This window comes from Bradyrhizobium sp. McL0615, assembly GCF_049993905.1.
GTDB lineage: Bacteria > Pseudomonadota > Alphaproteobacteria > Rhizobiales > Xanthobacteraceae > Bradyrhizobium.
Genome location: NZ_CP188254.1, coordinates 5,778,205 through 5,801,756 on the forward strand (window position 1 = coordinate 5,778,205; position 23,552 = coordinate 5,801,756).

The following is a 23,552-nucleotide window of genomic DNA, read 5'->3' on the forward strand; positions in this document are numbered from 1 at the left end:
TAGACAGACGCTCGGAGATGATGCTAGAGAACGCTGTGCGCAGCGGGAACTCGATTCCGAGGGGTCGGGAGTTCTGGTCTCCCAAGCGCGATCGTTCGGCTTACGGCAATTCGGACATTTCGACATGAAAAAGATCATCCTGACGCTGGCGGTCCTGTATCCGGCGGCGGCGCTGGCTCAGGGCACCGCCCCGGCCGATCCTCCGTCCATTGGCGGCAAACCGCTGGTTGTGGTCGGGTCAAAGAAGGCTGCGGCGGGCAAGAAGGAAAAAGAAAAGCCCTTGTCGCCCGCCCAGAAGTTGCAGGCTTGCCAGGACATCGACGATGCGACCAAGGAACGCCTGAATTGCTATGACGCCGTTTACACACCGCAGCCCAAGCCGAAGGCGCCGGCGGCCAAGGCCGTCAACGAATGCCGCTTCCTCAAGGAGGAAGACGAGCGGCTGACCTGCTACAACGGTTTTGCGGATAAGATCCCGAAGCTGCCGCGCTAAATCAGGCGGCGCGCCTTACCAGGTGCTGTTCCAGTTCGAGCCGCCAAAGAAGCCGAAATGCGACTGCTGCGCGACCTGCATTTGCGGCCGCTGCGCGAACTGCGTGGGCTGGGCGGGACGGCTCCTGGCGATCTTGCGCTTACGCTGAACCGGCTTCTTTGCCTCTGCCGGGATGAGTTGGGCATAGGTCTCCCGCACACGGGCCTGGGCGGAGGCGTCGGCCAACAGAGAGGCCGGAGCCGCAACCGGCGCAATAGCCTGCGCCGTCACGGCCTGGGGTGGAACAATGGTCGGAAGGCTGGTGTCGTAGACCACCCGCTCCGGCGGCTTCTGGTCGGAACGAATTCGAACCACGGTCTTGTCGACCGAAGGACCGGCCTGGCTGGCCACCACCGCTTGGTGTGGAACGAGTGCATCAACCGCCAACAACAGCGCGAGCAACACTCCGCCGACAAACAGGAAATAACGCGCTACGGGCATTTTTAGTCTCGCTCCCCCCGCGCGAGCAACGCGCGGTTCAATCGCCTAACGGGCGATACACCAGTTAGTTCCGGACTCACCTGCCAGGTTCAACGGCAGCGATCACGTTTTCGGGGGCGGAATGCCCGATTGATCGCGCAAGGGTTAAGTTCGGCTGGCCGTCACCACCGAACATTTCGCCTTATTTGCGTTGACGTTGACGAACCCTACCAGCATGCCGGCGTAGCGCTTCCGGCTCTTCATGTTCACGGTATCGGGAATGATCCGCCTGCGGTCGGTCAGATGGCTGCCGTCCCGACGGACGAACGTACAGGCAATCTCGATGTCTTTCACGGCGTAGTCATTGGTGTTGCGGAGCGTGAAGGTCACCAGCGCTTTCGAGCCGAGCCCGCCCCTTCGCCACGACTGCGAGATAATTTTCAGCCCGTCGAGCGGCGAGTTGGGCGAAGCCGCCGTTTCCGGCGGCGCGACGTCGGTCGGCGCGGCAGCCGCCGGACTGGCATCAGGGGAAGCTACAGATGGCGCCGGGCTCGACAGGATCGCCTGAACCCCGGCCGGGTCATCGTTGCGGGATGCATCTAGCGTGACGCGGGTAATTTCAGGGGACGTCGCGGTGGAATGGCCCTCGGCATCGCTGGCTTGCGGGAGCATCAGCCATATGGCGCAGCCAGCGATGGCGATCGCCGGCAGCACGGCAAGCCGTGCTTCGGACTTTCCGAACGACCACCCGGCGATTCTCATAGCCGTGTCCTCACCCGGCAGCGCCGGCGATTGCCGTGCCGCGCACGAAAAAAGCCCTACGGGCGTTTCCCCGTACGGCTTCTGTCACGACCGCCGCTGTACGGATCCGCCGCCCGAAAACAATCAACTAAGACGAAAATGGTTTCATGGCACCTCGACATTATTGCGGCGGCAGCCGCGACCGGGATGGAATTGCGAATGCACGGCGGCTACATTGGCTGCACTGCAACCGGCTTCGAGCGCCGCAACAACAATAAGAGGGAGACCGAAATGCCGACCGTTATCTGGGATCATATTCACCTGCGCAGTCCCGATCCCGAGGCCACCGCGGCCTGGCTGGAGAACGTTCTGGGTGGCGAGGTCATCCGTGGTCCCGGGCGGATCGACGTCAAGCTCGGCGGCGCCAATGTGTTCATTGCGCCCGTCACCGCCGGCGATGGCGTCAACACCCCGCCGGTGACGCCCTATCAGGGTCTCGACCATTTCGGCCTTGCCGTGAAAGACATCGACGCGGTCGCCGCCGAGATCAAGGCCAAGGGCGTCGAGTTCACGAAGGAGCCGACCACCATCCGTCCCGGCGTGCGCATCTGCTTCATCCGCGGACCGCAGGGCATTTCGATCGAGCTGCTGGAGCGCGACAAGAAATACGTCTGACGCGCCGTTTGATCCTCATGGTGAGGCGCGCGGCACGCGCGTCTCCGGACGATGCAACGCATCGCCGGGCGAACCATGAGGCCACAGGCGGGCCTGCGTCCTTCGAGACGCCGCTGAAATGGCTGCTTCGGAATAAGCGCAAGTGCGCTTATTCCTGCGAGAGGATTGATAGTTGCTTACGTCATGCTGCCCGGCATGAAGCAGCGGATGCTCAGTCCCAGGTAGCCGCGGATCGGCCAGACCATCGTTCGCCCTGCCCGGTTCGGTTCGGTGATGACGGCATCCTCGGGCACATCGTGCCACTCGCCGTCGATGCGAACGCGGTAGTGCCCGCTTTTCGTTTCCCAATCGACGTCGCTGACGGCGCTGCCGTCCGCGTCGGAACAGCAGGGCCCCTTGCCACTTTTCAGACTATCGAACCACTGCTTCAACGGCGAATTGGTATAGCGGCCGTCGGGATCGCGAGCCTCACCACGATCGGCGGCCAGCGGCAACATCAGCAACACGCCGCCAGCGATCAGCCGCCTTTTCCAGCGGCTGGTTCCAAAGTTGCTGTGTTCTATGTGTAGGTGCGGCACGTGGCCGCCGGAATTCATCCAGTTGGTCACCTGTTTCTCTTGCTCCAGCACCCGCCGGCCGGTGCCAACTCGGATTATGCATTTCGCGGGCCAACTTGATTCACCTCCTGCCGCCTGTCATCCTTGCGTCGCGTTGTAGTCGCATCATTAAAACTTGCTTCCTGGGCGAGAAATCTCGGTCAACCTGACGCGTTGACGCTACCGGCCACGCTTTGGCATAACTCCTTGACCGGCTTCCGTGGGCGCGGCGGCTGGCCACTGGGACGTCATGAAGAACGGGCTCTATTCGATCCACGTCACCCTGCTGGATGGGCGCATCGGCAAGGGCAGCGGCGTCATTTTGTTCCGCGATGGCCAGATCCTCGGCGGCGACGCCTATCTGTTTTATACCGGCAGCTACACCGTGAAGGGCGATACCTTCAAAGGCGAGGTCCTAGTGCAGCGCCATACCACCCCGCGCGACAATGACAATCCGCTGTTCGGCGGCCCGAATCCGGTCGGCATCGGCGTATCCGGAACTTTTACCGACACCCGCGCCAGCATGAACGGAACCGCGCTCGTCGGCAAAGCCAGCCAGATCTTCGGCGCCACGCTGCACAAGCTGGCGGATATCAGTTAGCGCGTCCGCCGATCTTCGGTCGATTATTCACGCAGTCCTGCGTGGTGCGGCCGTCGCAGCATTTCCGGTGTTTGGCGTGCCGGTCGGCTCGATCAACAGCAGATGCACCTCTTCCCTCGCAACGGGCCGATGCTCGACACCCTTCGGTACCACGTACATCTGTCCAGGCCCGAGCGTGATGGTTCTATCTCTAAGTTGAATATCCAGCAGGCCCTTCAGGACGAGAAAGAAATCGTCCGTGTCGTCGTGCTTGTGCCAGACAAACTCGCCCTTCACCTTCACAACCATCACGTCACAGTCGTTGAACTGCGTCACCGTGCGGGGCGACCAGTGCTCGGCAAACGTGGACAGCTTTTCTGACAGATCGATTGCACCGGACATCGGTGGCCCCTATTCCGCCGCCTGTTCGAGTGGTGCTGTGCGCGGCAGGATCATCTGAATGCGCGTGCCGCCGCCCGGCTGTGAATCAAGATCAAGCCGGCCACCCAAACGTGTCGTTACGATGCTGTAGACGATGTGCAGGCCAAGCCCGGTGCCGCCCTGATCACGCCGCGTGGTGAAAAACGGATCGAAGGCGCGACGGCGGACGTCGAGGCTCATGCCGATACCGTTGTCCGAGAAGATGATCTCGACATTGTCCTTGCCGGACTCCCGCACCTGGATATCGACCGTGCCGGGCTTGCCGTCCGGGAACGCATGCGCCACCGAATTGAGGAACAGGTTGGTGAGCACCTGTCCGTAAGGACCGGGGTAGCTGTTCATCATCAGATTGGGCTGGCACTCGACATTGAGCGTCAGATTGTGTTTGCGCAGGCCCGGCCGCAGGCTCATCACCACCTGCTCGGTAAGGTCGCCTAGGTCGAAGGAGCGCTGGTCGGAATAGTTGCGGTCGGCGGCGACCTGTTTGAACGACTGGATCAGCTCGGCGGCGCGGTTGAGGTTGGCGACCAGCTGCGACGACGCATCGCGGCTGGTCTCGAGGAAATCGTTCAGGCTGGAGCGCCGCAGTTCGCCGCGGGCGACCTCGGCCGTGAAGTTCGACGTCTTGCGCTCCAGTGCGGACGCGACCGTCAGGCTGATGCCGACGGGGTTGTTGACCTCATGGGCGACGCCGGCCACCAGCCGGCCCAGGGCGGCGAGCTTTTCAGCTTCGATCAGCGAGTTCTGGGTCTCGCGCAAGTTCCGCAGCGCCCCCTCGGCCGCGTCCTTGGCCTTGCGCATCTCGAATTCGACGCGCTTGCGCTCCCCGATGTCGAGCGCAACGGTCACGATGTTCTCGATCTCGCCGGATGCATCCAGGATCGGCAGCTTGTTGACCAGCCATTGCCGCATCTGGCCGGAGGCATCCTTGTATTCCTCCTCGTAGAAGCCGAGTTCCTTGCCGACCGCCAGTACCCGCTTGTCGGGCTCATTGGTCTTTTCCGCGCCGTAGCGCGACATCAGCTCGGCGGTGGTGCGGCCGATCGCATCTCCCGGCTCGACCCCGAAAATGCCGGACATATAGCGGTTCATCAGGACGTAGCGGAGCTCCTTGTCCTTGACGTTGATGACCGCGGGCACGGTGTCGATCACCATTTGCAGCAACCGGCGACCTTCGGCGATCGCATCCTCGGCGCGCTTCTGGTCGGTGATGTCGCGCACCGTCCCTTCGTAACGGATGATGACCCCGGCCTCGTTGTGCACGGCGCTCGCGCTGTCGGACAGCCACAGCACCGAGTCGCTGCGCGTGCGAACCTGGTATTCATATTCGCGGATCATGCCGTCACGCTGCATCAGGCGCTCGTATTCCGCCCGCGCCTCCGGATGGACATACACCGTATCCGCGATGCTGCCGATGCCGTTGATCAGATCCTGCGGCGTTGCATAGCCCATCATCCGCGCCAGCGCCGGGTTGGCGTTCAGCAGCGAACCGCTCGGCGTCGTGACGTAGATTCCGTCGACCGAGGACTCGAACAGCTTGCGGTAACTTTCCTCGGCAAGCCGTTGTTCGGCGAGGGCGCGCACCGCCGCCTCGCGCGCTGCATCGGCATCGACCAGCGTTCGACGGAATATCTCCGCGGCGCGCGCGATGTCGCCGATCTCGTTGTCGACATCCGTCGCCGGGATCGAGGCGCTCTGTTCACCGCGGGCGACCGCACGGATCGAGTTTGCGATCGCGGCCAGCGGCCGCACGGTGCGGCGGACCACCAGCAGCGAGGCGAAAAGCCCGATCAGAACGCCCGCGGTCCCGAGCACGATGCTCTGCCACTTGGCTTCCGCCAGCGTCCGCGCAAAATCGCGGGCGAGAACACGGCCCCGCCGCTCGCTGACTTCGCGCAGCAGCTCCGTCACCCGCTGGATCAGGCGACCCTCCGCACTCAGCACTTCCCTGTCGATGTCGGATATCTGCTGCTCGCGAGTCGATATGTTGCCGATCACCAGCGCATAATCGTCGACGACCGCCCGCAGGTTCGAATCTGCGATGGTGATGGTGCGCATCCTTTGCGCCGCCTGGTAGGCCGCCGACGGGTTATGCGCCAGCAGCGCCGAGGCGATCCGGCTCTGCTCCTGAAGCAATGCCGACGCAAGGGCGGGATCGAGCGTCCCGGCAATCGCGGCATCGAATTTCTCGCGCAAGGGCGGCAAGGTAACGATCAAATCGGCGCGGCGGTTGATCAGCGAGGAAATCCGTTCGATCCCGCTGCGGTAGGTCGACAGGCGCTCGGTGACGCCGTCGATCATGTCCTGCTGCTCGGTGGCAAGCTCCAGCCGCGTCTTCTTCAGAACCTCGCTGAGCGAAGAGGCGGCTTCGGCGACCTGAAGCGACTGGTTGCCGGGATCGGTGACGAAATCTCGCGCGGCAAGCCGCAATTCGTTCATGCGGCGGTCGATGTCCTCGGCAAGGTCGCCGACGCTCTGCAGCCGCTGCAGCTCGGTAAAGGTCGCATCGATATGGCGGATGGCGATGACGCTGGCCGTCGAGGTGATGATGATCACCGCCAGCACCAGCATGAAACTGCCGAATGTCAGTTGGCCGATCGAAAGCGAGAACGATCGCGGCGGCGAATTCGGCGGCGTTTCGGCGGTCATGTTGATCGGGCCGGGCTCCTGTCGGGCGCAATATACGATGTATTTCGGGCCGTGGGGAACATGCCGCCCGGTGGTTAATGGCGGTATATCAGCCGGATTCCTCCGGGCCGAACGGATCGCGGCCCGATCACACCTGGATCACTCCCGGTCACACCTGGATCACCCCCGGCCTCAGCGCCCGCACCAGGTCCGACGGCATCATGCCGAACATATCGCGAAATGCGCTGGAAAAATGCGCCGAGCTGGCAAAGCCGGCGGCATGGGCCGCTTCGGTCAGGGAGGCGCCCTCGCCGTTGGCGCGTACCGCCGCGCCCATCCGGTTCCAGATGCGGTAGCGCCGCAGCGGCACCCCCGTCTCAGCCTTGAACAGGTGGAGAAATCGCGACGGCGACAGGCTTGCCCGCGCCGCCAGAGTCGTCAGCCGGTGGGCCCGCGCCGGTTCATCCCGCATGTGCCGTAGCGCTGCGGCGATGCGCGGGTTGGCTTTCCCGCGCGTCCCCACTCCCAGCAGTTCGCCAAGCGATGAGCGTCCATCCTGCGCCGCGATCCGGCTTTCGGCCAGGCCGGTCATGATTTCGATCACGCCGGACTCTTCCCTGAGGTCGAAGGCGGCGCGCGGCGTTGTGTTCGTCATCCGCGCGATCAGCGCTTTGAGGTCGCGCCCCAACGGATCGACATAGAGGAACGCCATCCGGCCCCGTTCGATGCGCAAATGGTGCAGGCTGTTGGGCAGGATCAGCACGCTGCGGGCGGCGCGATAATGCGTCATGCGGTCCGACGGATTGTCGGCGACTTCGATCGGCGCATCGAGGCCGACGGCAAGCACGGCGGTCGCATTCCGGTGCGGCGACAGCCCGAAGGCCGGGCCGAGGTACAGCACCCGCCCGCCCCACCCGATCAGTTTCGCTGCCGCGATTGCGTCCATAGCCAGTTCTTGAAAGCCCGGATTATCCGACGGATGTAGCGTCAGGGACGGCAACGATCCGCGAAGGGACAACGATGGCAAATAACCGGTCTGAGATCGAGCACCAAGCCGCGATTGAGCGCACACGACTGGCCGTCAGCCGCTACGCGAGCGCCTGGCTCGCGGGCGACCGTCCGGCGCTCGCTGCTTGTTATCATGACGACTTCACACTGCATTATTTCGGCCGCAACCCGCTGGCCGGCGACCACGCCGGCAAGGCGGCCGCACTAGGCATCCTGGCCGAAGTCACACAGCGTACCAATCGCAAGCTGCTCGCCATTGTCGACGTCATGGCCGGGCCTGAGCGCGGCGCACTGCTGTTCCGCGAGCGTTTCGAACGCGACGGCAGGACGGCCGAAATCGAGCGCTTGCTGGTGTACGCCGTGCACGACGGACTGCTTTCCGAATGCTGGGTCTACGACCAGGACCAGGCGTTGGTCGATGCCTTTCTGACGTGAAACCCGTTCAGGCCGCGTTCTCGACCGGTTTCGTCTTTCGCGCCGGGATCGTCATCGCGGCGACACCGACGACGACACAGGCGAGCCCGATCCAGGCGGTCGAACTCAACTGCTCGCCGAGGAAAACCACGCTCGCCGCGACGCCGATCGGCACCCGCAAATAGGCCTGCGCCGTGGCGCCGATCGATCCCAGCGTCTGGATCAGGCGGAAATAGATCACAAACGCGAACGCCGTGGAAAACACCGCGAGGGCGAGCAGCGCCAGCAGCGAATTCATCGACGGCGCCAGCGTCCATGGCCGGTCCACCACCAGGCTCAGCGGGATCAGGATCGCGGCGCCGCAGAGCAGCGATCCCGCCGCCGGCGCCATGGGGTCGAGATCCTTGAAGGCGCGGCCGAAAATCGCCGCCCCCGCGTAGCAGACGGCGGCCAGCAACAGCACGATCTGCGCCGCCAATTGCTCGCCCAGTCCCGCCAGCGCCTGCATGCCGACGATCAGGCAGATCCCCACCATGCCCGCGACGACGCCGACCAGCTTTCGGGACGTCACCGCCTCGTGGCGGGTGATCGCGAGTGTCAGGAAAAACGTGAATATCGGCGCCGTCGAATTGAGGATGGTTGCCACACCGGCATCCAGCGCCCGCGTGCCCCAGGCCACCATGGTCCACGGGATGACGCTGTTGAGGCAGGCCTGGAACAGGAAGCGCCGCCAGTTCACAGCATCCGTTGGCAATGCGATCCCGCGCCAGCGCATGATCGCGACCAGCAGCAGGCCTGCGATCAACGTGCGGCCCGCGATCAGCGTCACCGGCGGGATCGTCGCCACCGCGATCTTCAGGAATGTATAGGACGCGCCCCACAGCGTCGCGAGCACCAGCAGCAGCGCCAGTTCGCTCGCGATTGTGGGATGTTTCTGTTGGGCCTCGCCCATGTCCGTGACCCCGTCTTGCGCTACGTCAGGGCCAGACATTACGCGTGGCGGGCGCCAGGATACTTCGTTAACCGCCGAAGTGTGGAAGCAATATTCAACCGACCGAGCCGACCTCGAACACCTCGCCGTCATAGCCGGCTTCGACGGGAATCCGGAGCTGGCGGCCGCCATTGTTCCTGGTCATGACCGGCGTCACGGTGACGACCGATTTGCCTCTGGAGTCGTCGAGCGCCAACTTCACGCTTGGCTGCTTGCCGAGCTTGATCAGGTTGCGCGTGGTCGGGAAAGGCAGCTTGAAGCGCCCGGTCTCGCCGCCTTCTAGCGCCTCGCGCGGCGATACCCAGATCGAGTCGGTGGATTCCTTGCCGTCATGGGCGCCGACCTGTTCGGGGGGTGCTGCGGCGAGGAAGAACCAGGTGTCGAACCGCTTCGGCATGCCCTCCGGCGTGATCCAGTGCGCATAGGGCACGAGTTCGTCGAGCGCCAGCACCATGCCGTTGTCAGTCAGCACCTTGAGGAAGCTGATCTTGCTGTCGCACAAATCAGCGCGATGCGCGGCCTCGATCTCGCTGGCGCGCTTGGCATCGACCAGCGCCTTCGAGCCCTTCGGCCGCGCCAGCAGGATGCCGCTTTCCTCAAAGGTTTCGCGGATCGCGGCGATGCGGAAACTCAGCTTAGCCTCGTCCAGCCCCTCGCCGCCCGAGTAAAGCTCTGACGTCGCGATGATCTCCTTGTCGCCCTTGTCGACACTGCCACCGGGAAACACCAGCGCGCCGGAATTGAAGTCGATCTCATAATGGCGAACCATCATGAAGACTTCGATCTCCTTGGCGGCAGCGCTGTCGCGCAGCAGCAAGATGGTGGATGCGTTACGCGGGGCGACGATCTCGGCCATAACACCTAACTCCTCGGGACCTCATCCTGAGGAACGGCCGTCAGGCCGCGTCTCGAAGGATGATTTGTAAGCATCGGGGCCTCATGGTTCGCCCGGCGATGCGAAGCATCGTCCGGAGACGGCGCTTCGCGCCTCCTCACCATGAGGGACTTCTACCCCGCCGCGCTGGATTGCGGTTGCAGATTGGCGCGGCGGTCGACGCGCGCCACCCGCGACAACAGATACTCGACTTCCGCCTTTGCGGTCGCCGTGATGGTCGCGCCGGGCTTGCGCTGCGCGCTGGACGAAATGATACCGCGCTTCTGCAGCACGTATTTGCGCACCGACAGGCCCGCGCCGGGCTGCTGCTCGTAGCGGATCAGCGGCAGATGGGCGTCAAACAGATCGTGCGCCGCATCGCGCTTGCCGGCCTTTTGCAGCTTCACGACATCGATCAGCAATTCCGGGAAGGCGTAGCCGGTCATGGCGCCGTCGGCGCCGCGCTCCATCTCGAAATCGAGGAACAAGCCGCCATTGCCGACGAGAATCGACATCGGCTTCAGCGAGCCGTCTTTCTGATAGCCGCGCAGCGTGGTGATCTTTTCGAGGCCCGGCCAGTCCTCATGCTTGAGCATGACGCAGGACGGGCTATCCATCACGATCTTGCGGATCACGGCGGGCGTGAAGACGACGTTGAGCGTCAGCGGATAGTCCTGCAGCACCCAAGGAATCTCGTCGCCGATCGCTTCCTGCGCCTGCTTGAAATAGCCGGTAATCTGGTCGTCGGTGCGCAAATGCGGCGGCGGCGCGATCATGACGCCCGCGGCGCCGGCGTCCATCGACGCTTTCGCCAGCGAGCGCATCGAGGCAAAACCCGGCGCCGAGACGCCGACGATGATCTGCATGTTCTTGGCGCGCTTGACGAAGCGAACGGCCACCTGCTCTGCCTCGGCGGCGTCGAGCTTCGGCGCCTCGCCCAGAATGCCGAGCACGGTGACGCCGTCGCAGCCGACTTCGGCATAGAAGTCGGTCAGCCGGTCGATGGATTTCTCGTCGATGCGGCCGTCATCGTGGAACGGCGTCGGCGCGATCGCGAAAGTGCCTGCAGCCTGGGCGGTGAGCTTGGTCATGTGTGCATCTATCCTTTTCGTCATTCCGGGATGGTCCGAAGGACCAGACCCGGAATCTCGAGGTTCCGGGTTCGCTACGCGCCCCGGAACGACAGTTATTTAAATCGTCGCGCCGACTTCTTGATCTCTTCCTCTGAGAAGAAGATTTCGTTGGCGTGGGTCACGATATCCTCGGCCTTCCACCCCGTAAACGGCGGCGTCCAGCCCTCCATTTCCATCATCCGCATCTCGCGGACCCCGCGGGGGCCGGAAACGCCGAGCACCTTGCCGGTCTGGTCGCCGGAGAGGTCGCTGACCATGTATAGCACGGCCGGCGCGATGCCGTCCGGGCCCAGCGCCGCGCCGGGGTTTTCCTTGTAGCGCGGCAGGTCGGCGGTCATCCGGGTCAGCGCGCCCGGGGCCAGCGTCCAGATCCGGATGTTGTATTTGCGGCCCTCGATCGCCAGCACGTTCGACAGTCCCCAGATACCGCCCTTGGCCGCGCCGTAATTGGTCTGGCCGAAATTGCCGATCAGGCCCGAGGTCGAGGAGGTGTTGACGATGACGCCGCCGCCGTTTTCACGCATCCATTTGAACACCGGCTGGGTGCAGCAGAAGGTGCCCTTGAGATGCACCCTGATCACCCTGTCCCAGTTGGCTTCCTTGGCTTTTGCGAACGTCTCGTCGAGCAGGATGCCAGCATTGTTGACCAGGATGTCGGCGCGGCCGAAATTCTTGATGGCGTCGTCGAACACGGACTGGCCGCCCGCGATGGTCGAGATGTCGGAACCGTTGGCGACGGCGCGGCCGCCCTCCTCCTTGATGGCGTTGACCACCTTCTGCGCCATCGAAACGTCGGCGCCGGAACCGTCGCGCGGTCCGCCGAGGTCGTTGACCACGATAGCTGCGCCCTCGCGCGCGAACAGCTTTGCGTAGGCCTCACCGAGCCCGCCGCCCGCACCGGTGATGATAGCGACCTTGCCGTCGAGTAATCCCATAATGTCTCTCCCGTTGTTCTTACTTCCTTACCTCGCCCCGCTTGCGGGGAGAGGTCGGATCGCCCTTGCGATCCGGGTGAGGGGGTACAGGTCTGTCCGGCGACACCAGACTCGCGGTGAGAGCCCCTCACCCCAGCCCTCTCCCCGCAAGAGCGGGGCGAGGGAGCGCACCGTCTAACCCAGCACCGTTTTCCCGCTCTTGATCACGGTGACGCCCCTCGCCTTCACCTTGGCCTCGAACGAGACCACGTTGCCATCCTTCCACAATTCCATCGTCACGGTCTCGCCGGGGAACACCGGCGAGGAAAAGCGCGCGACGTGCTGCTTGAAGGCGGACGGATCATAGTCGGCATAGGTCTGCAGCACGCCGCGGCAGGTGATGCCGTAGGTGCACATGCCGTGCAGGATCGGCTTCGGGAAGCCGGCCTTCCTGGCAAACTCGGGATCCGAGTGCAGCGGATTGCGGTCGCCGCAGAGGCGATAGACCAGCGCCTGATCCGGCCGGGTCGTGATGTCGACGATCTTGTCGGGAGCCCTGCCCGGCACCTTGTGCGGCTCGGGCTGGCCTTCGGACGGCCCGCCAAAGCCGCCGTCGCCACGCGCGAAGCGCGAGGCCACCAGCGTGGCTAGCTTGTCGCCGTTCTCGTCCTTCAGCACGGTCTGGTGCCGGATGACCGCGCCCTTGTCCTTGCCCTTGTCAAAGACGTCGAGCACCGTCGAGTCGGCCGTGATTTTCGCAGCGCCCGGCAGCGGCTTGTGGAAGGTGATGTCGCGCTCGCCGTCGACCACCATCACCCGGTTGAGATTCATCTCGCCAGGACCGGCACCCCACGCCGCCACGGAAGCGAAGGTCGGCACCACCTTGAGCGGCCGCGGGGTGAAGGTGCCTTCGTTGACGTAGGCGAGCTCGCTCTCGTCCATGGGGTCGGCACCCATCCCGATGCCGTAGGCGTAGAGCATCACCTCGCGGTCGGTGTAGGCGTATTTCTGACCGAGATTTTTCAGGGCCATCAGCTGTTCATAGTTGATCGGCATTTCGTTTCTCTCCCGAACACTTTCTTCGCGGTGCCCGTTAATGTGCCCTCTCCCCTTGTGGGAGAGGGCCACACCGGCAGCGCGTCAAACTCAGTTGGGTGAGGGGTTGGCTCCGCAAACACACTGCTCGCGGATAGAACCCCTCATCCGGCGCTTCGCGCCACCTTCTCCCACAAGGGGAGAAGGAAGGATCTAAGCCGCCGTGAAGAACGGCAATGGCGCGCCGTCGGTTGGCTTCCACACCACCTTCACCTTCTGGCCGATCTTCAGTTTCTCCAGATCGCAGTCGACGATGTTGGTCTGCAGCGACGGGCCTTCCTTCAGCGTGACATAGGCGATCGCGTAAGGACCGGTCGGCGATTTGCGCATCAGGCTGTAGGTGTAGATCGTGGCTTCACCCGAGCTCTCTTCCCACACGGTCTTGTCGGAGAAGCAGAACGGGCAGATCGAGCGCGGGAAGTAATGCGGCTCGCCGCAGGCGGTGCAGCGCTTGATCATGAACTTGCCGGCCTTGGCCGCTTCCCAGAACTGTGCGGTTTCGGGATTGGTGACAGGGGTCGGATACTTTTTGGCTTCAGCCATCACACGCGCTCCAGGATGCAGGTTGAGGCGGCATGGCGCACGCCGAGAAGGCCGCCGGTGCCGTGGGCAACCGCGAGATCGCAGTTTTGCACCTGCACCTTCGGGTGGGCTTCGCCGCGCAGCTGGCGCACCGCTTCGATGATTTTTGTCATGCCGCCGCGGTTGACGGGGTGGTTGCTGCAAAGCCCGCCGCCATCAGTGTTGAACGGCAGCTTGCCGACGCCGGAAATCAGATTGCCGTCGGCGACGAACTTGCCGCCCTCGCCCTTCTTGCAAAAGCCGAGGTCCTCGAGCTGCATCAGCACGGTGATGGTGAAGCTGTCATAGATCGAGGCGTATTTGATATCCTTTGGCGTGATGCCGGCCTCTTCGAACGCGCGCGGTCCTGACCACACGCCGGCCGAATAAGTCAGGTCGAGATCCTTGCCGCCGCGCGGGCCCTTCATGGCCTCGCCATGGCCGATCAACCGCACCAGCGGCTTCTTCAGGCTCTTGGCGATTTCCGGCGTGGTAACGATCAGCGCGCCGCCGCCGTCGGTGACGACGCAGCAGTCCATGCGGTGCAGCGGGTCGGAGATCATCGGCGAGTTCAGCACGTCCTCGACGGTCACGACCTCTTTCAGCATCGCGTGCGGGTTGTACTGGGCGTGATGGGAGGCTGCGACCTTGATCCAGGCGAGCTGCTCGCTGGTGGTGCCATAGTCGTGCATATGGCGCATGGCACACATGCCGTAGGCATTGTGGGTGGTGGCGCCGTAGGCGGCCTCGAAATCCACCTCCGCGCCGGCCGCGCGCGGCGGCATCGGGCCGGTGCGCGGCTTGCCCGCCAAGGTGATCAGCGCGATCGAGCACTTGCCGGCTGCGATCGCCTCGGCCGCGTGGCCGACATGGATCAAATAGGAACAGCCGCCGGTATCGGTGGAATCCATATGGCGAACCTTGAGGCCGAGGTAATCGACCATCGGCCAAAGGCCGCCGGGGGCGTCGCCGGCGCAGAAATAGCCGTCAATGTCGGCTTTGGTGAGCCCGGCATCCTCGATCGCACCCTTGGCGACCTCGGCGTGCAGCTGCGCGGTTGATTTGTCGGGTGCGTGCCGGGTGGGATGCTCGTAGATCCCGGCAATGTAGGCTTTGCCCTTGATGGTCAAATCGTTCTCCGTTGGCGTTTCTTCTTCCGGCTTTTTTTCTGACCTGTCAGGGCTGCCTTGGCAAGCGCCGAGATATTCCGCAGGGCGAGACAGCTAGCGACTGGACTCAACTCGGGATGATTATCGGCCGAAATCGTATCAAGTCTGGAGCGCCGATATGCCAGCGCGTTCCCGCGGCGCGACGCGCCCGAGTTGTGCCTGGCCGCTTGCCCGCTCAGGAATGAGAGGGCGCAGGGAAGACCGGGTGCGCGCTGCACCCGCGATCTCGCGTGCAATGGCACAAAGAAGTGCGCACACGAGCATACAGGTCCAGCGGAGAGCATCCTGCCTTCCCTGCGCAATGGTTTAACGGCTTATGGCGCGCTCTCCCCGGAGACGAATTCCTCTTGCCTCCGTCATCGGCGAATTGACGGTCTTGCGAACCCGGTTGGGCCTCGCGAAAACCTCCGCCGATTTGACACCAGCCACGGGTGCCAGAACCACACGCTTTTGCCGTACGCAACAACGCCGCTCGTCCTGCGCGGATCAATCGCTCACAGTCTCAAGCACGAAGCCTGAAACCGCCCTGCAATGCCTCGCGCGCGCGGCCGCCTCGCGTCCACCGCTCCCCGCACTCCACGTATCGTGACGACGCGTACGCCCCTCTTCGATGAGGCGGGATCGCGCGAAGATGGAGCTGATTTGGGGGAAATGCGAAGCGGTATATTTTTGCCGCACAAACTGGACGACCCAAATCGCGTTGAATCAGCTGATGAAATTCGTTTTTTCGCGCAGCGCTTTTCATGGATTTGGGTTAGCGGGTCGGGCAGTCGCACACCCGAAACGCTTACCGAGCTGCCCGTCGGGCGACCGGCAAGAGCAACGGAGATGCCTTCAATGGAAAACGAACAACAGCATTTCCGAGGTTAACCCATAATCGGACATGATGCGGACGTACCAAGATCGACGCGAATGACCCAACTCGGACCTTCCGAGTTGACGCACGTTCATGTGCCACAGGCCCGGCAAGATGCCACATGAGGCAATCGGGCTCCTCCGATTACCGCCCACAGGTGCGCAACAAAGTGCTAGGTTCCTCCTTGTCCCAGCGACGTGGTTGGTCTGGCCGTTTGGAGGGCGCTGTGACCGAGCAGCGGATTCAAAGGCGACTAGCGGCGATCTTGGCCGCTGACGTGGTCGGTTACTCCGCGTTGATGCAACGCGCTGAGGAAGCTACCCATGCCGAGTTCGAACAGCTCAAGCGAGAATTGATCGAGCCTAGCTTCTGCCGCCACGAAGGGCGACTTATAAAGACAACGGGTGATGGCGCGCTCGCCGAGTTCGCCAGTCCCTTAGCCGCCATGAGATGTGCGGTTGAGATACAGGATCATCTCGCAGCGAGCAGCAGTCCCCTAAGGTTACGCATCGGGCTTAACCTTGGTGACGTTATCGTTGGGCAGGACGGTGACCTCTACGGCGACGGGATCAACATTGCGGTCCGGCTGGAGGGCGCCGCCGATCCGGGCGGCATCCTGATTTCGGAGAAGGTGTACAGCGAAGTCGGAGACAAGCTGGACGTTGGCTTCGAAGATCGTGGCGAGCAGCAACTCAAGAACATCACCAAGCCGGTCCGCGCTTACGCTGTACGCGCGGCAGCGCGTGGCGTGTTGATGAGTGCGGCCCCTCCACTTCCAGACAAGCCTTCTATTGCGGTTCTGGCGTTCCAGAACATGTCCGGGGATCCCGAGCAGGAGTATTTTGCCGATGGGATGGTTGAGGAGATCATCACCGCACTCTCGCGGTTCAAATCGCTGTTCGTAATCGCTCGCAATTCGAGCTTCACCTTCAAAGGCCGAGCCGTCGATATCAAGGAAGTCGGACGCAGGCTTGGTGTGCGCTACGTCCTTGAGGGAGCTGTACGCAAGGCTTCGGGGAAAGTCCGTATCACAGGACAGCTGATCGATGCGATTACGGGCGCACACATTTGGGCGGACAGATTTGAACGCGACTTGACCGACGTTTTCGCCCTGCAGGACGAAGTGACGGTCGCGGTTGTCTCAGCCATTCAGCCAAAATTGCTTCAAACAGAAATTGCAATGGCGGCCCGGCGGAGACCAGAGAACCTTACCGCCTATGACCTTTTTCTCCGAGCCATGCAGCAGTTTTACCTAGCGACCCGCGAAGGGGAGACCGAAGCGCTCCAGCTCGCTCGTCGTGCTCTGGAGCTAGACCCTCGCTTCAGTTCTGTCGCTGCGCTGGCAGGTGCCTGCCACATGCACAACGTCGTTTGGGGCTACACTATCGATCCCCAATTCGACCGCGAGGAAGCAATCCGGCTGCTTCGCTTGGCATTGAGCCTCGACGATAGTGACCCGGAAACGCTGGCTTGGGCTGCCTTTATCTCGGCGTACATGGTCGGCGATTGTGAAAGTGAGATCGAAATGGCAGACAGGTCGGTCGCGCTCAATCCCAATTCATTTATCGCTTGGCACTTTAGAGGCTGGGTCTATAGAAATGCGGGGCGGCCGGAGGAAGCGATCCAGAGCTTTGAACGTGCCATTCGCATGAACCCAGTAGACCCGCTGCTACACCGGTCATTTACTGGGATTGGATACGCCTTTACTGAGCTTCGCTGCTTTGACGAGGCTGTCGCCGCAGTTAAAAAAGCCCTGCGTCAGAACCCCTTCTTTGCGCCGGCTCACCGCTGTCTCGCATCCGCTTTCGCTCATCTCGGACGTGACGAAGAGGCCCGTGAGGCGGCGGCTCGTCTGCTTGAGCACGATCCTAAGTTTACAATCTCTTCGTGGATTGCTCGTGGCGGGCAATCAAACGCGAAGCTGTTGATTGAGGGACTTCGGAAAGCGGGGTTGCCCGAATGAACCCGCGCAAACTTGTGCCAATAAGGTGATCGAATGACCCAAAGCGGCCACCTGAGGGGATCGCGAAGCGGTCGTCTCGAAGGATGGCGGCGGTCGAGATTGGGGCCGCGTGATTCTCCCGGCGATACGAAGCGTCGTCCGGCGACTGCGCTTCGCACCTCCGTGAGGGTTAGTGCCCTACTCCGCCGCGATCTGCCGCGGTGCCGGCGGCGGATTGACGAGATCGGCGGCTAGTTGCGCGTAGCGCGCCTTGGCGTCCTGCACGGCCTTCTCCTTGACCGGGCCGTAGCCGCGGATGCGGTCGGGCAGCGAGAGGATCTCGACCGCCGTATCGTGCGTCATCGGCGACAGCAGGCCGAGCACGGTAGCGACGTCTTTCTCGTAGCCTGCAATGAGATCGCGCTCGAGCTTGCGGTCGGGGCTGTAGCCAAAAATGTCGAATGGCGTGCCGCGCAGGAAGCGGAGTTTCGCCAGCGTCCGGAACACCGGCATCATCCAGGCGCCGAAGGCGCGCTTCTTCGGGCGGCCGAGCGCATCCTTGCCACCGCCGAGGATCGGTGGCGCAAGATTGAAGTTGAACTTGAACTCGCCTTCGAACTGGTCGCGGAGCTGTTTTTCGAACTTGCCGTCGGTGAACAGGCGCGCGACTTCGTATTCGTCCTTGTACGCAAGCAGCTTGGCGTAGTTGATTGCGACCGCGCGCGGCAACGCGTCGCCATAACCGCCGTCGATAGCGGCATCGCGAACGCGCTTCACGAGGCTCTGGTAGCGTTCGGCTAGTCCGCGCCCCTGATAGGAGGTCAGGAAGTCGCTGCGATGGGCGATGACCTCATCGAGCGTCATGGCGTCCAGCGTCTTCGTTACCACCGGCTCGTCCTGACCCTTCATCATGCCCTCGAGCCGCGCCGGATCAGCCGCGGCGAGACGGCCGAGCTGGAAGGCTTGCGTGTTCATCTTGATCGAAACGCCGTTGACCTCGATCGCCTGCAAAATGGCCTTCGCCGACAGCGGCAGCAGCCCTTTCTGGTAGGCGTAGCCCAGCATCATGATGTTGGTGGCGATGGAGTCGCCGAGCAGCGCTTCGGCCGGCTTGGTGAAATCGTAGAAAGAAGAGTCCTTGCGCAGCTCGGTCTCCAGCACGTGGTTGACCTTGCGGCTCTGGAAGTTGAAGTCGCGGTTGAGGATGAAGTCGGCGGTCGGAATGACGTGGGTGTTGATGACGCCGACGGTGCGGGTCGCTTCACAGAGCGTAATCGTGTCCTTGGCGGCGGCGACCACCTCGTCGGCGGCCATCACCAGATCGGCGGTGCCGGTGACGATGCGCGAACAGGTGACGTCGGCGGTGTGTTCGGAAAGCCGGACATGGCTCAGCACCGCGCCGCCCTTTTGCGCAAGGCCGGACATGTCCAGGATCATGCTGGCCTTGCCCTCGATATGCGCGGCCATGCCGAGCAGCGCGCCGATGGTCAGCACGCCGGTGCCGCCGACGCCGCCGACCGCGATGTTGTAGGGCCGCTCCAGCGAGGGGAACGAGGCCGGCTCGGGCAGATCGCCGATGTCGCCGGCGTCGCCAGGGTTGGCCGGCGCACGGCGGCGCGGCTTGCCGCCGTCGATGGTGACGAAGGACGGGCAAAAGCCCTTCACGCAGGAATAGTCCTTGTTGCAGGTCGACTGGTTGATGGTGCGCTTGCGGCCCATCTCGGTTTCGAGCGGCTCGACCGAAATGCAGTTCGACTGCACCGAGCAATCGCCGCAACCTTCGCAGACGGCCGGATTGATCATGACGCGGCGCGCCGGATCCTCCATCAGGCCGCGCTTGCGGCGGCGGCGTTTTTCAGCGGCGCAGGTCTGCACGAAGACGATCGCCGAAGTGCCCTTCAGCGTGCGGCAGGTCTTCTGGACCGCGTCGAGGTCGTCGCGATGCGCGACCTTGACGCCGGGCGCGATGTCGGACGCCGGATAGGCCTCGGGAGTTTCGGAGACGAGATAGATGTTGCGGATGCCTTCCGAATGAAGCTGGAAGGTGATCTGCTGCGGCGACAAATCGCCGTCGACATGCTGGCCGCCGGTCATCGCGGTCGCGTCGTTGTAGAGCAGCTTGTAGGTGATGTTGGCGCCGGAGGCGACCGCCTGCCGGATCGCGAGGCTGCCGGAATGGAAGTAGGTGCCGTCGCCGAGATTGGCGAACACGTGCTCTTCCTTGGTGAAGGGAGCGACGCCAACCCACGGCACGCCCTCGCCTCCCATATGGGTGTAGGTCTCGGTCGAGCGGTCCATCCACAGCGCCATGAAATGGCAGCCGATGCCGGCAAAGGCGCGGCTGCCCTCGGGCACCTTGGTCGAGGTGTTGTGCGGGCAGCCGGAGCAGAAATAAGGTGTGCGGGTAACCGGCGCGACCGCCTGCATCTGGGTCGCCTGCCGGCCGTTGAACCAGTCGGCCTTGGCGCGGAGCATCGCCGCGATCTCAGGGTTGAGATTAAGTCGAAGCAGGCGTTCGGTCAGCGAACTGGCGAGCGAAGCGACGCTGAGTTCGGCGGCGAAAGTGAGAAAACGCTTGTCGTGATCGTCCATCTTGCCGACGATGCGCGGGCGGACGTCGTCGCGCCAGTTGAACAGCTCCTGCTTGACCTGGTTCTCGACGATCTCGCGGCGCTCTTCGACGATAAAGATCTCTTCGAGTCCGACCGCGAATTTGCGTACGCCTTCCGGCTCCAGCGGCCAAGGCATGCCGATCTTGTAGAGTCTGAGCCCGATCTTGGCGGCGACCTCCTCGGTGATCCCGAGTTCGCGCAGTGCCTGGCGGATATCCTCGTAGCTCTTGCCCGACGCCATGATGCCGTAGCGGGCGTTCGGCGAATCCATGGTGATGCGGTTGATCTTGTTGGCGCGGGCAAACGCAATCGCGGCATAGCCCTTGTAGTCCTGCAGCCGCAGGTCCTGCGCAAAGCGATCGTCGGGCCAGCGCAGATTGAGGCCGCCGGGCGGCATCTCGAAATCGGTCGGGATCACGAATGGCGTCATCTCGTCGGTGAGGTCGATCTCGGCGGTGGTTTCCACCGTCTCGGTGATCACCTTCATGCCGACCCAGCAACCGGAGTAGCGCGACATCGCGATGCCCAGCAGACCCATCTCGATCATTTCATGGATGCTGGAGGGATAAAGATAAGGCATCAGCGCGGAGATGAAGGCGTGGTCGGACTGATGCGGGACGGTGGAGGATTTGGCGCCGTGGTCGTCGCCGGCAAGGACGAGCACGCCGCCATTCTTGGCCGAGCCTGCGGTATTGCCGTGCCTGAATACGTCGCCGCAGCGGTCGACGCCCGGGCCCTTGCCGTACCAGATGGCGACCACGCCATCGTATTTGGCGCCGGGCGACAGATTGAGCTGCTGCGAGCCCCAGACCGCGGTCGCCGCCAAGTCTTCATTCACGCCTGGCTGAAACTTGATGTTGTACTGTTCGAGGTGTTTTCGGGCCGCAAAGAGCTGCTGGTCGTAGCCGCCCAACGGGGAGCCGCGGTAGCCGGAGATGAAGCCTGCGGTGTTCAGCCCCGCGGCACGGTCGCGGCGGATCTGCGCCATCGGCAGGCGGACCAGCGCCTGGATGCCGGTCAGGAAGATGTGGCCGGTGCCTTGGGTGTATTTCTGATCGAGACTGATCGGACCCTGGTTTATTCCCATTGCACCCTCTTGAGCCTTGATCGGGACGACTGTTTTTAGCTAGTCATCTGAGCTTGTTAGAACCAGTCTATGTCGGATTTTCCTGGCCACGCACTACAAATCTCGGCAATGGAGCCCCGGTTTCAAAGATCGCAACTTCGTGCCGGGAATGGCGGCGCGGCTTTTCGGTTTGTGTCTTCCGGGAGCCTTGGCGCGAAACGGCATGACGTCGCCACACTCCCCGCTTTCACGCTATAACGCCCGAAGAGGCCAATAGGTGCAGGGACGACATGCGGACGATTCTCGCCGGCTTGCTTTTGTGCACTGCGCTCGCTGTGGGCGCGGGCCATGCCCAGATCAAGCTCCAGCCAATCGCTGAGCCGATCACCGAAGAGGACATCGCGCGCGGCAAGGCGCTGACGGAAGCCGGCGACTGCGCAAGCTGCCACACCGCTGACCCCGCCAAGCCATTCGCGGGCGGAAAGCGGATCGATACGCCGTTCGGCGGCATCTATTCGCCCAATCTGACGCCGGACCGCGAGACGGGCCTGGGCGCCTGGAGCGATGACGATTTCTACAGCGCCCTGCGCTTCGGCGTCGCACGCGACGGCTCGCGTTATTACCCGGCCTTTCCCTATCCGAATTTCACGAAACTGACGCGGCAGGACATTTTTGCCATCCGCGCCTATCTGGCGACGCTGACGCCGGTGAGCAATGCGCCGCGCGCACCCGAGCTACGCTTTCCGTTCAACTATCGCTTCGTGATGCGCGGCTGGAACTGGTTGTTCTTCAAACCCGGCATATTGATGCCGGACCAGCAGAAGAGCGCGGAGTGGAATCGCGGCCGCTATCTGGTCGAGGGCGTCGCGCATTGCGGCGCCTGCCATACGCCGAAGAACATGTTTGGCGCGGACAAGCGCGGCCGGGCCTATGGCGGCGGGCGGATCGCCGGCATGTTTGCACCAAGGCTCGATGGCGCCGCGCGCAGCGGCCTGAAATCCTGGAGCGTGGAAGATATCACCGAATATCTGCAGAGCGGCCGCAACGGCAAGAGCCATGCCGGCGAATTGATGTCGGAGGTCGTGGTCAATTCGACTTCCAGGATGAGCGGTGCGGATGTCAGGGCGATCGCGGTTTACCTGAAGGGCCTGCCGGCAGGTAGGGCGGAGCCGAAGGTCACCGCGCCCTCGCCGGCGCAACTGGCGGAAGGCAAGAAACTCTACGACGGCGCCTGCGTCGCCTGCCACGAGAACGACGGCTCGGGCGCGCCGCGGATCTATCCGCCGCTGCCCGGCAACGCCAACCTACAATCCGCCGACGCCTTGAGCACGCTGCGCATCATCCTCGACGGCGCGGAGACCGTGACGACGCCGCGCGCGCCCAACAAGGGATCGATGCCGGCCTATGCCGCCAAGATGACCGACCAGCAGATTGCCGATATGACGAATTACATCCGCAATGCCTGGGGTAATGCCGCGCCGCTGGTGACGGCGGACCAGGTCGCGAAAGCGCGGCGGGCGAAGTAGCAAACCTCATGGTGAGGAGCCCCGCAGCGGCGTCTCGAACCATGCAGCCACAGACGGGCCTACATCCTTCGAGACGCGCTGCGCGCTCCTCAGGATAAGGATTGACGGCACTGCACGCAGCCTATCGCTCGTCATTGAACACGAATTTCGGCATCTCCCATTTGTAGCGGATCGCGAGCAGGCGCAGCGTGAGACCCAGCGCAAAGGTCAGCGCGGTCCAGACGTGGGCATTGAGATTGAGCCCGAAGGCGGTGGCGTAGAACAGTCCGGTCACGACGGAGACGCTGGCGTAGAGTTCGGCGCGAAACAGCAGCGGCACGTCGTTGCAGAGAATATCGCGCAGCACGCCGCCGGCGCAGCCGGTGATCATGCCCGCCACGATCACGATCGGCAGCGAGGCATTCATCTGCCAGGCGACATCGCAGCCGGCCATGGTGAACACCACCAGCCCGATCGCATCGAGCACCAGGAATGCGACATTGAGCCGGTGCACATGCCGCGCGATCAGGATGGTGGCGAAAGCCGCCACCGCAGTCAGCGCGAGATAGGACGGGTTCTGCACCCAGACCAGCGGATAGTGCCCGAGCAATACATCGCGGATGGTGCCGCCACCGAGCGCGGTAATGCAGCCCAGCATGCAGACGCCAGCCCAGTCCATGCTGCGCCGGCCCGCCGCGAGTGCGGCCGTCATCGCCTGCGCGGCCAGCGCCACATAGGTCAACATCTGCAGCACGGTATCGCTCGGTGGCAGGCTCCACATGGCAACCTCACATCGGGA

General features: G+C 63.2%; 21 protein-coding genes. 6 read left to right on the top strand and 15 right to left on the bottom strand.

Translation table 11 applies throughout. The features are described from left to right. Positions 1-124 precede the first annotated feature (124 nt). Positions 125-493 carry a hypothetical protein gene (locus ACPPVP_RS27660; RefSeq protein WP_426526347.1) on the top strand — a complete coding sequence of 123 codons (369 nt, stop codon included), beginning with the start codon at positions 125-127 and terminating at the stop codon, positions 491-493. Between the two features lie 15 nt (positions 494-508). On the opposite strand, the gene ACPPVP_RS27665 is transcribed toward ACPPVP_RS27660, so the two are convergent. Then, positions 509-973 (bottom strand): hypothetical protein, encoded by a 465-nt coding sequence (locus ACPPVP_RS27665; RefSeq protein WP_426526349.1) that lies wholly within the window; start codon positions 971-973, stop codon positions 509-511. A 144-nt stretch (positions 974-1,117) separates the two neighbouring features. Next, the gene (locus ACPPVP_RS27670) at positions 1,118-1,714 is read right to left on the bottom strand and encodes a hypothetical protein (RefSeq protein WP_426526351.1); all 597 of its coding nucleotides are present in this window, start codon (positions 1,712-1,714) and stop codon (positions 1,118-1,120) included. A 270-nt stretch (positions 1,715-1,984) separates the two neighbouring features. Between ACPPVP_RS27670 and ACPPVP_RS27675 the strand changes: the two genes are divergently transcribed. Further along, on the top strand, positions 1,985-2,368 hold the full coding sequence (locus tag ACPPVP_RS27675) for a VOC family protein (protein ID WP_426538096.1): 384 nt from the start codon (positions 1,985-1,987) through the stop codon (positions 2,366-2,368). A gap of 176 nt (positions 2,369-2,544) precedes the next feature. Here the strand turns inward: ACPPVP_RS27675 and ACPPVP_RS27680 are convergent, their stop codons facing one another. Further along, a complete protein-coding gene (locus ACPPVP_RS27680; protein ID WP_426526352.1) occupies positions 2,545-2,976 on the bottom strand; it encodes a hypothetical protein in 432 nt (143 codons plus the stop codon). A gap of 238 nt (positions 2,977-3,214) precedes the next feature. Between ACPPVP_RS27680 and ACPPVP_RS27685 the strand changes: the two genes are divergently transcribed. Beyond that, positions 3,215-3,565 carry a GrlR family regulatory protein gene (locus tag ACPPVP_RS27685; RefSeq protein WP_426538098.1) on the top strand — a complete coding sequence of 117 codons (351 nt, stop codon included), beginning with the start codon at positions 3,215-3,217 and terminating at the stop codon, positions 3,563-3,565. A gap of 27 nt (positions 3,566-3,592) precedes the next feature. On the opposite strand, the gene ACPPVP_RS27690 is transcribed toward ACPPVP_RS27685, so the two are convergent. From ACPPVP_RS27690 to ACPPVP_RS27700, 3 genes are all read right to left on the bottom strand, one after another. Then, a complete protein-coding gene (locus tag ACPPVP_RS27690) occupies positions 3,593-3,946 on the bottom strand; it encodes a cupin domain-containing protein (protein ID WP_426526354.1) in 354 nt (117 codons plus the stop codon). Positions 3,947-3,955: 9 nt separating this feature from the next. After that, positions 3,956-6,634 carry a PAS domain S-box protein gene (locus ACPPVP_RS27695; RefSeq protein ID WP_426526356.1) on the bottom strand — a complete coding sequence of 893 codons (2,679 nt, stop codon included), beginning with the start codon at positions 6,632-6,634 and terminating at the stop codon, positions 3,956-3,958. Between the two features lie 148 nt (positions 6,635-6,782). Continuing rightward, positions 6,783-7,559: a helix-turn-helix domain-containing protein gene (locus tag ACPPVP_RS27700; RefSeq protein ID WP_426526358.1), complete on the bottom strand. Its 777-nt coding sequence runs from the start codon at positions 7,557-7,559 to the stop codon at positions 6,783-6,785. 74 nt (positions 7,560-7,633) lie between these two features. Between ACPPVP_RS27700 and ACPPVP_RS27705 the strand changes: the two genes are divergently transcribed. Continuing rightward, positions 7,634-8,056, top strand: a complete 423-nt coding sequence (locus ACPPVP_RS27705) for a nuclear transport factor 2 family protein (protein WP_426526360.1) — start codon at positions 7,634-7,636, stop codon at positions 8,054-8,056. 7 nt (positions 8,057-8,063) lie between these two features. Here ACPPVP_RS27705 and ACPPVP_RS27710 read toward each other — a convergent pair whose 3' ends face one another. The 7 genes from ACPPVP_RS27710 to ACPPVP_RS27740 form a co-directional block, all read right to left on the bottom strand. After that, entirely contained in the window at positions 8,064-8,987 is a 924-nt protein-coding gene (locus ACPPVP_RS27710; protein WP_426526362.1) for a DMT family transporter, read from the bottom strand. Positions 8,988-9,081: 94 nt separating this feature from the next. Then, positions 9,082-9,882 carry an NUDIX hydrolase gene (locus ACPPVP_RS27715; RefSeq protein WP_426526364.1) on the bottom strand — a complete coding sequence of 267 codons (801 nt, stop codon included), beginning with the start codon at positions 9,880-9,882 and terminating at the stop codon, positions 9,082-9,084. A gap of 152 nt (positions 9,883-10,034) precedes the next feature. Beyond that, positions 10,035-10,991: a dihydrodipicolinate synthase family protein gene (locus ACPPVP_RS27720; protein WP_426526366.1), complete on the bottom strand. Its 957-nt coding sequence runs from the start codon at positions 10,989-10,991 to the stop codon at positions 10,035-10,037. 95 nt (positions 10,992-11,086) lie between these two features. Beyond that, positions 11,087-11,968, bottom strand: a complete 882-nt coding sequence (locus tag ACPPVP_RS27725) for an SDR family oxidoreductase (RefSeq protein WP_426526368.1) — start codon at positions 11,966-11,968, stop codon at positions 11,087-11,089. Between the two features lie 174 nt (positions 11,969-12,142). Further along, positions 12,143-13,003 carry a MaoC/PaaZ C-terminal domain-containing protein gene (locus ACPPVP_RS27730; protein WP_426526370.1) on the bottom strand — a complete coding sequence of 287 codons (861 nt, stop codon included), beginning with the start codon at positions 13,001-13,003 and terminating at the stop codon, positions 12,143-12,145. 192 nt (positions 13,004-13,195) lie between these two features. Beyond that, entirely contained in the window at positions 13,196-13,585 is a 390-nt protein-coding gene (locus ACPPVP_RS27735) for a Zn-ribbon domain-containing OB-fold protein (protein ID WP_426526371.1), read from the bottom strand. Then, the gene (locus ACPPVP_RS27740; protein WP_426526373.1) at positions 13,585-14,733 is read right to left on the bottom strand and encodes a thiolase domain-containing protein; all 1,149 of its coding nucleotides are present in this window, start codon (positions 14,731-14,733) and stop codon (positions 13,585-13,587) included. Before ACPPVP_RS27740 ends, ACPPVP_RS27735 begins: the two co-directional genes overlap by 1 nt. A gap of 1,121 nt (positions 14,734-15,854) precedes the next feature. Between ACPPVP_RS27740 and ACPPVP_RS27745 the strand changes: the two genes are divergently transcribed. Then, complete coding sequence (locus tag ACPPVP_RS27745; protein ID WP_426526375.1) at positions 15,855-17,591, top strand: adenylate/guanylate cyclase domain-containing protein; 1,737 nt, start codon at positions 15,855-15,857, stop codon at positions 17,589-17,591. 177 nt (positions 17,592-17,768) lie between these two features. Here ACPPVP_RS27745 and ACPPVP_RS27750 read toward each other — a convergent pair whose 3' ends face one another. Continuing rightward, entirely contained in the window at positions 17,769-21,269 is a 3,501-nt protein-coding gene (locus ACPPVP_RS27750) for an indolepyruvate ferredoxin oxidoreductase family protein (protein ID WP_426526377.1), read from the bottom strand. A gap of 269 nt (positions 21,270-21,538) precedes the next feature. On the opposite strand from ACPPVP_RS27750, the gene ACPPVP_RS27755 reads away from it, so the two are divergent. Continuing rightward, positions 21,539-22,774 (top strand): cytochrome c, encoded by a 1,236-nt coding sequence (locus tag ACPPVP_RS27755; RefSeq protein WP_426526379.1) that lies wholly within the window; start codon positions 21,539-21,541, stop codon positions 22,772-22,774. Positions 22,775-22,895: 121 nt separating this feature from the next. Here ACPPVP_RS27755 and ACPPVP_RS27760 read toward each other — a convergent pair whose 3' ends face one another. Then, on the bottom strand, positions 22,896-23,534 hold the full coding sequence (locus ACPPVP_RS27760; RefSeq protein WP_426526381.1) for a trimeric intracellular cation channel family protein: 639 nt from the start codon (positions 23,532-23,534) through the stop codon (positions 22,896-22,898). Positions 23,535-23,552 lie beyond the last annotated feature (18 nt).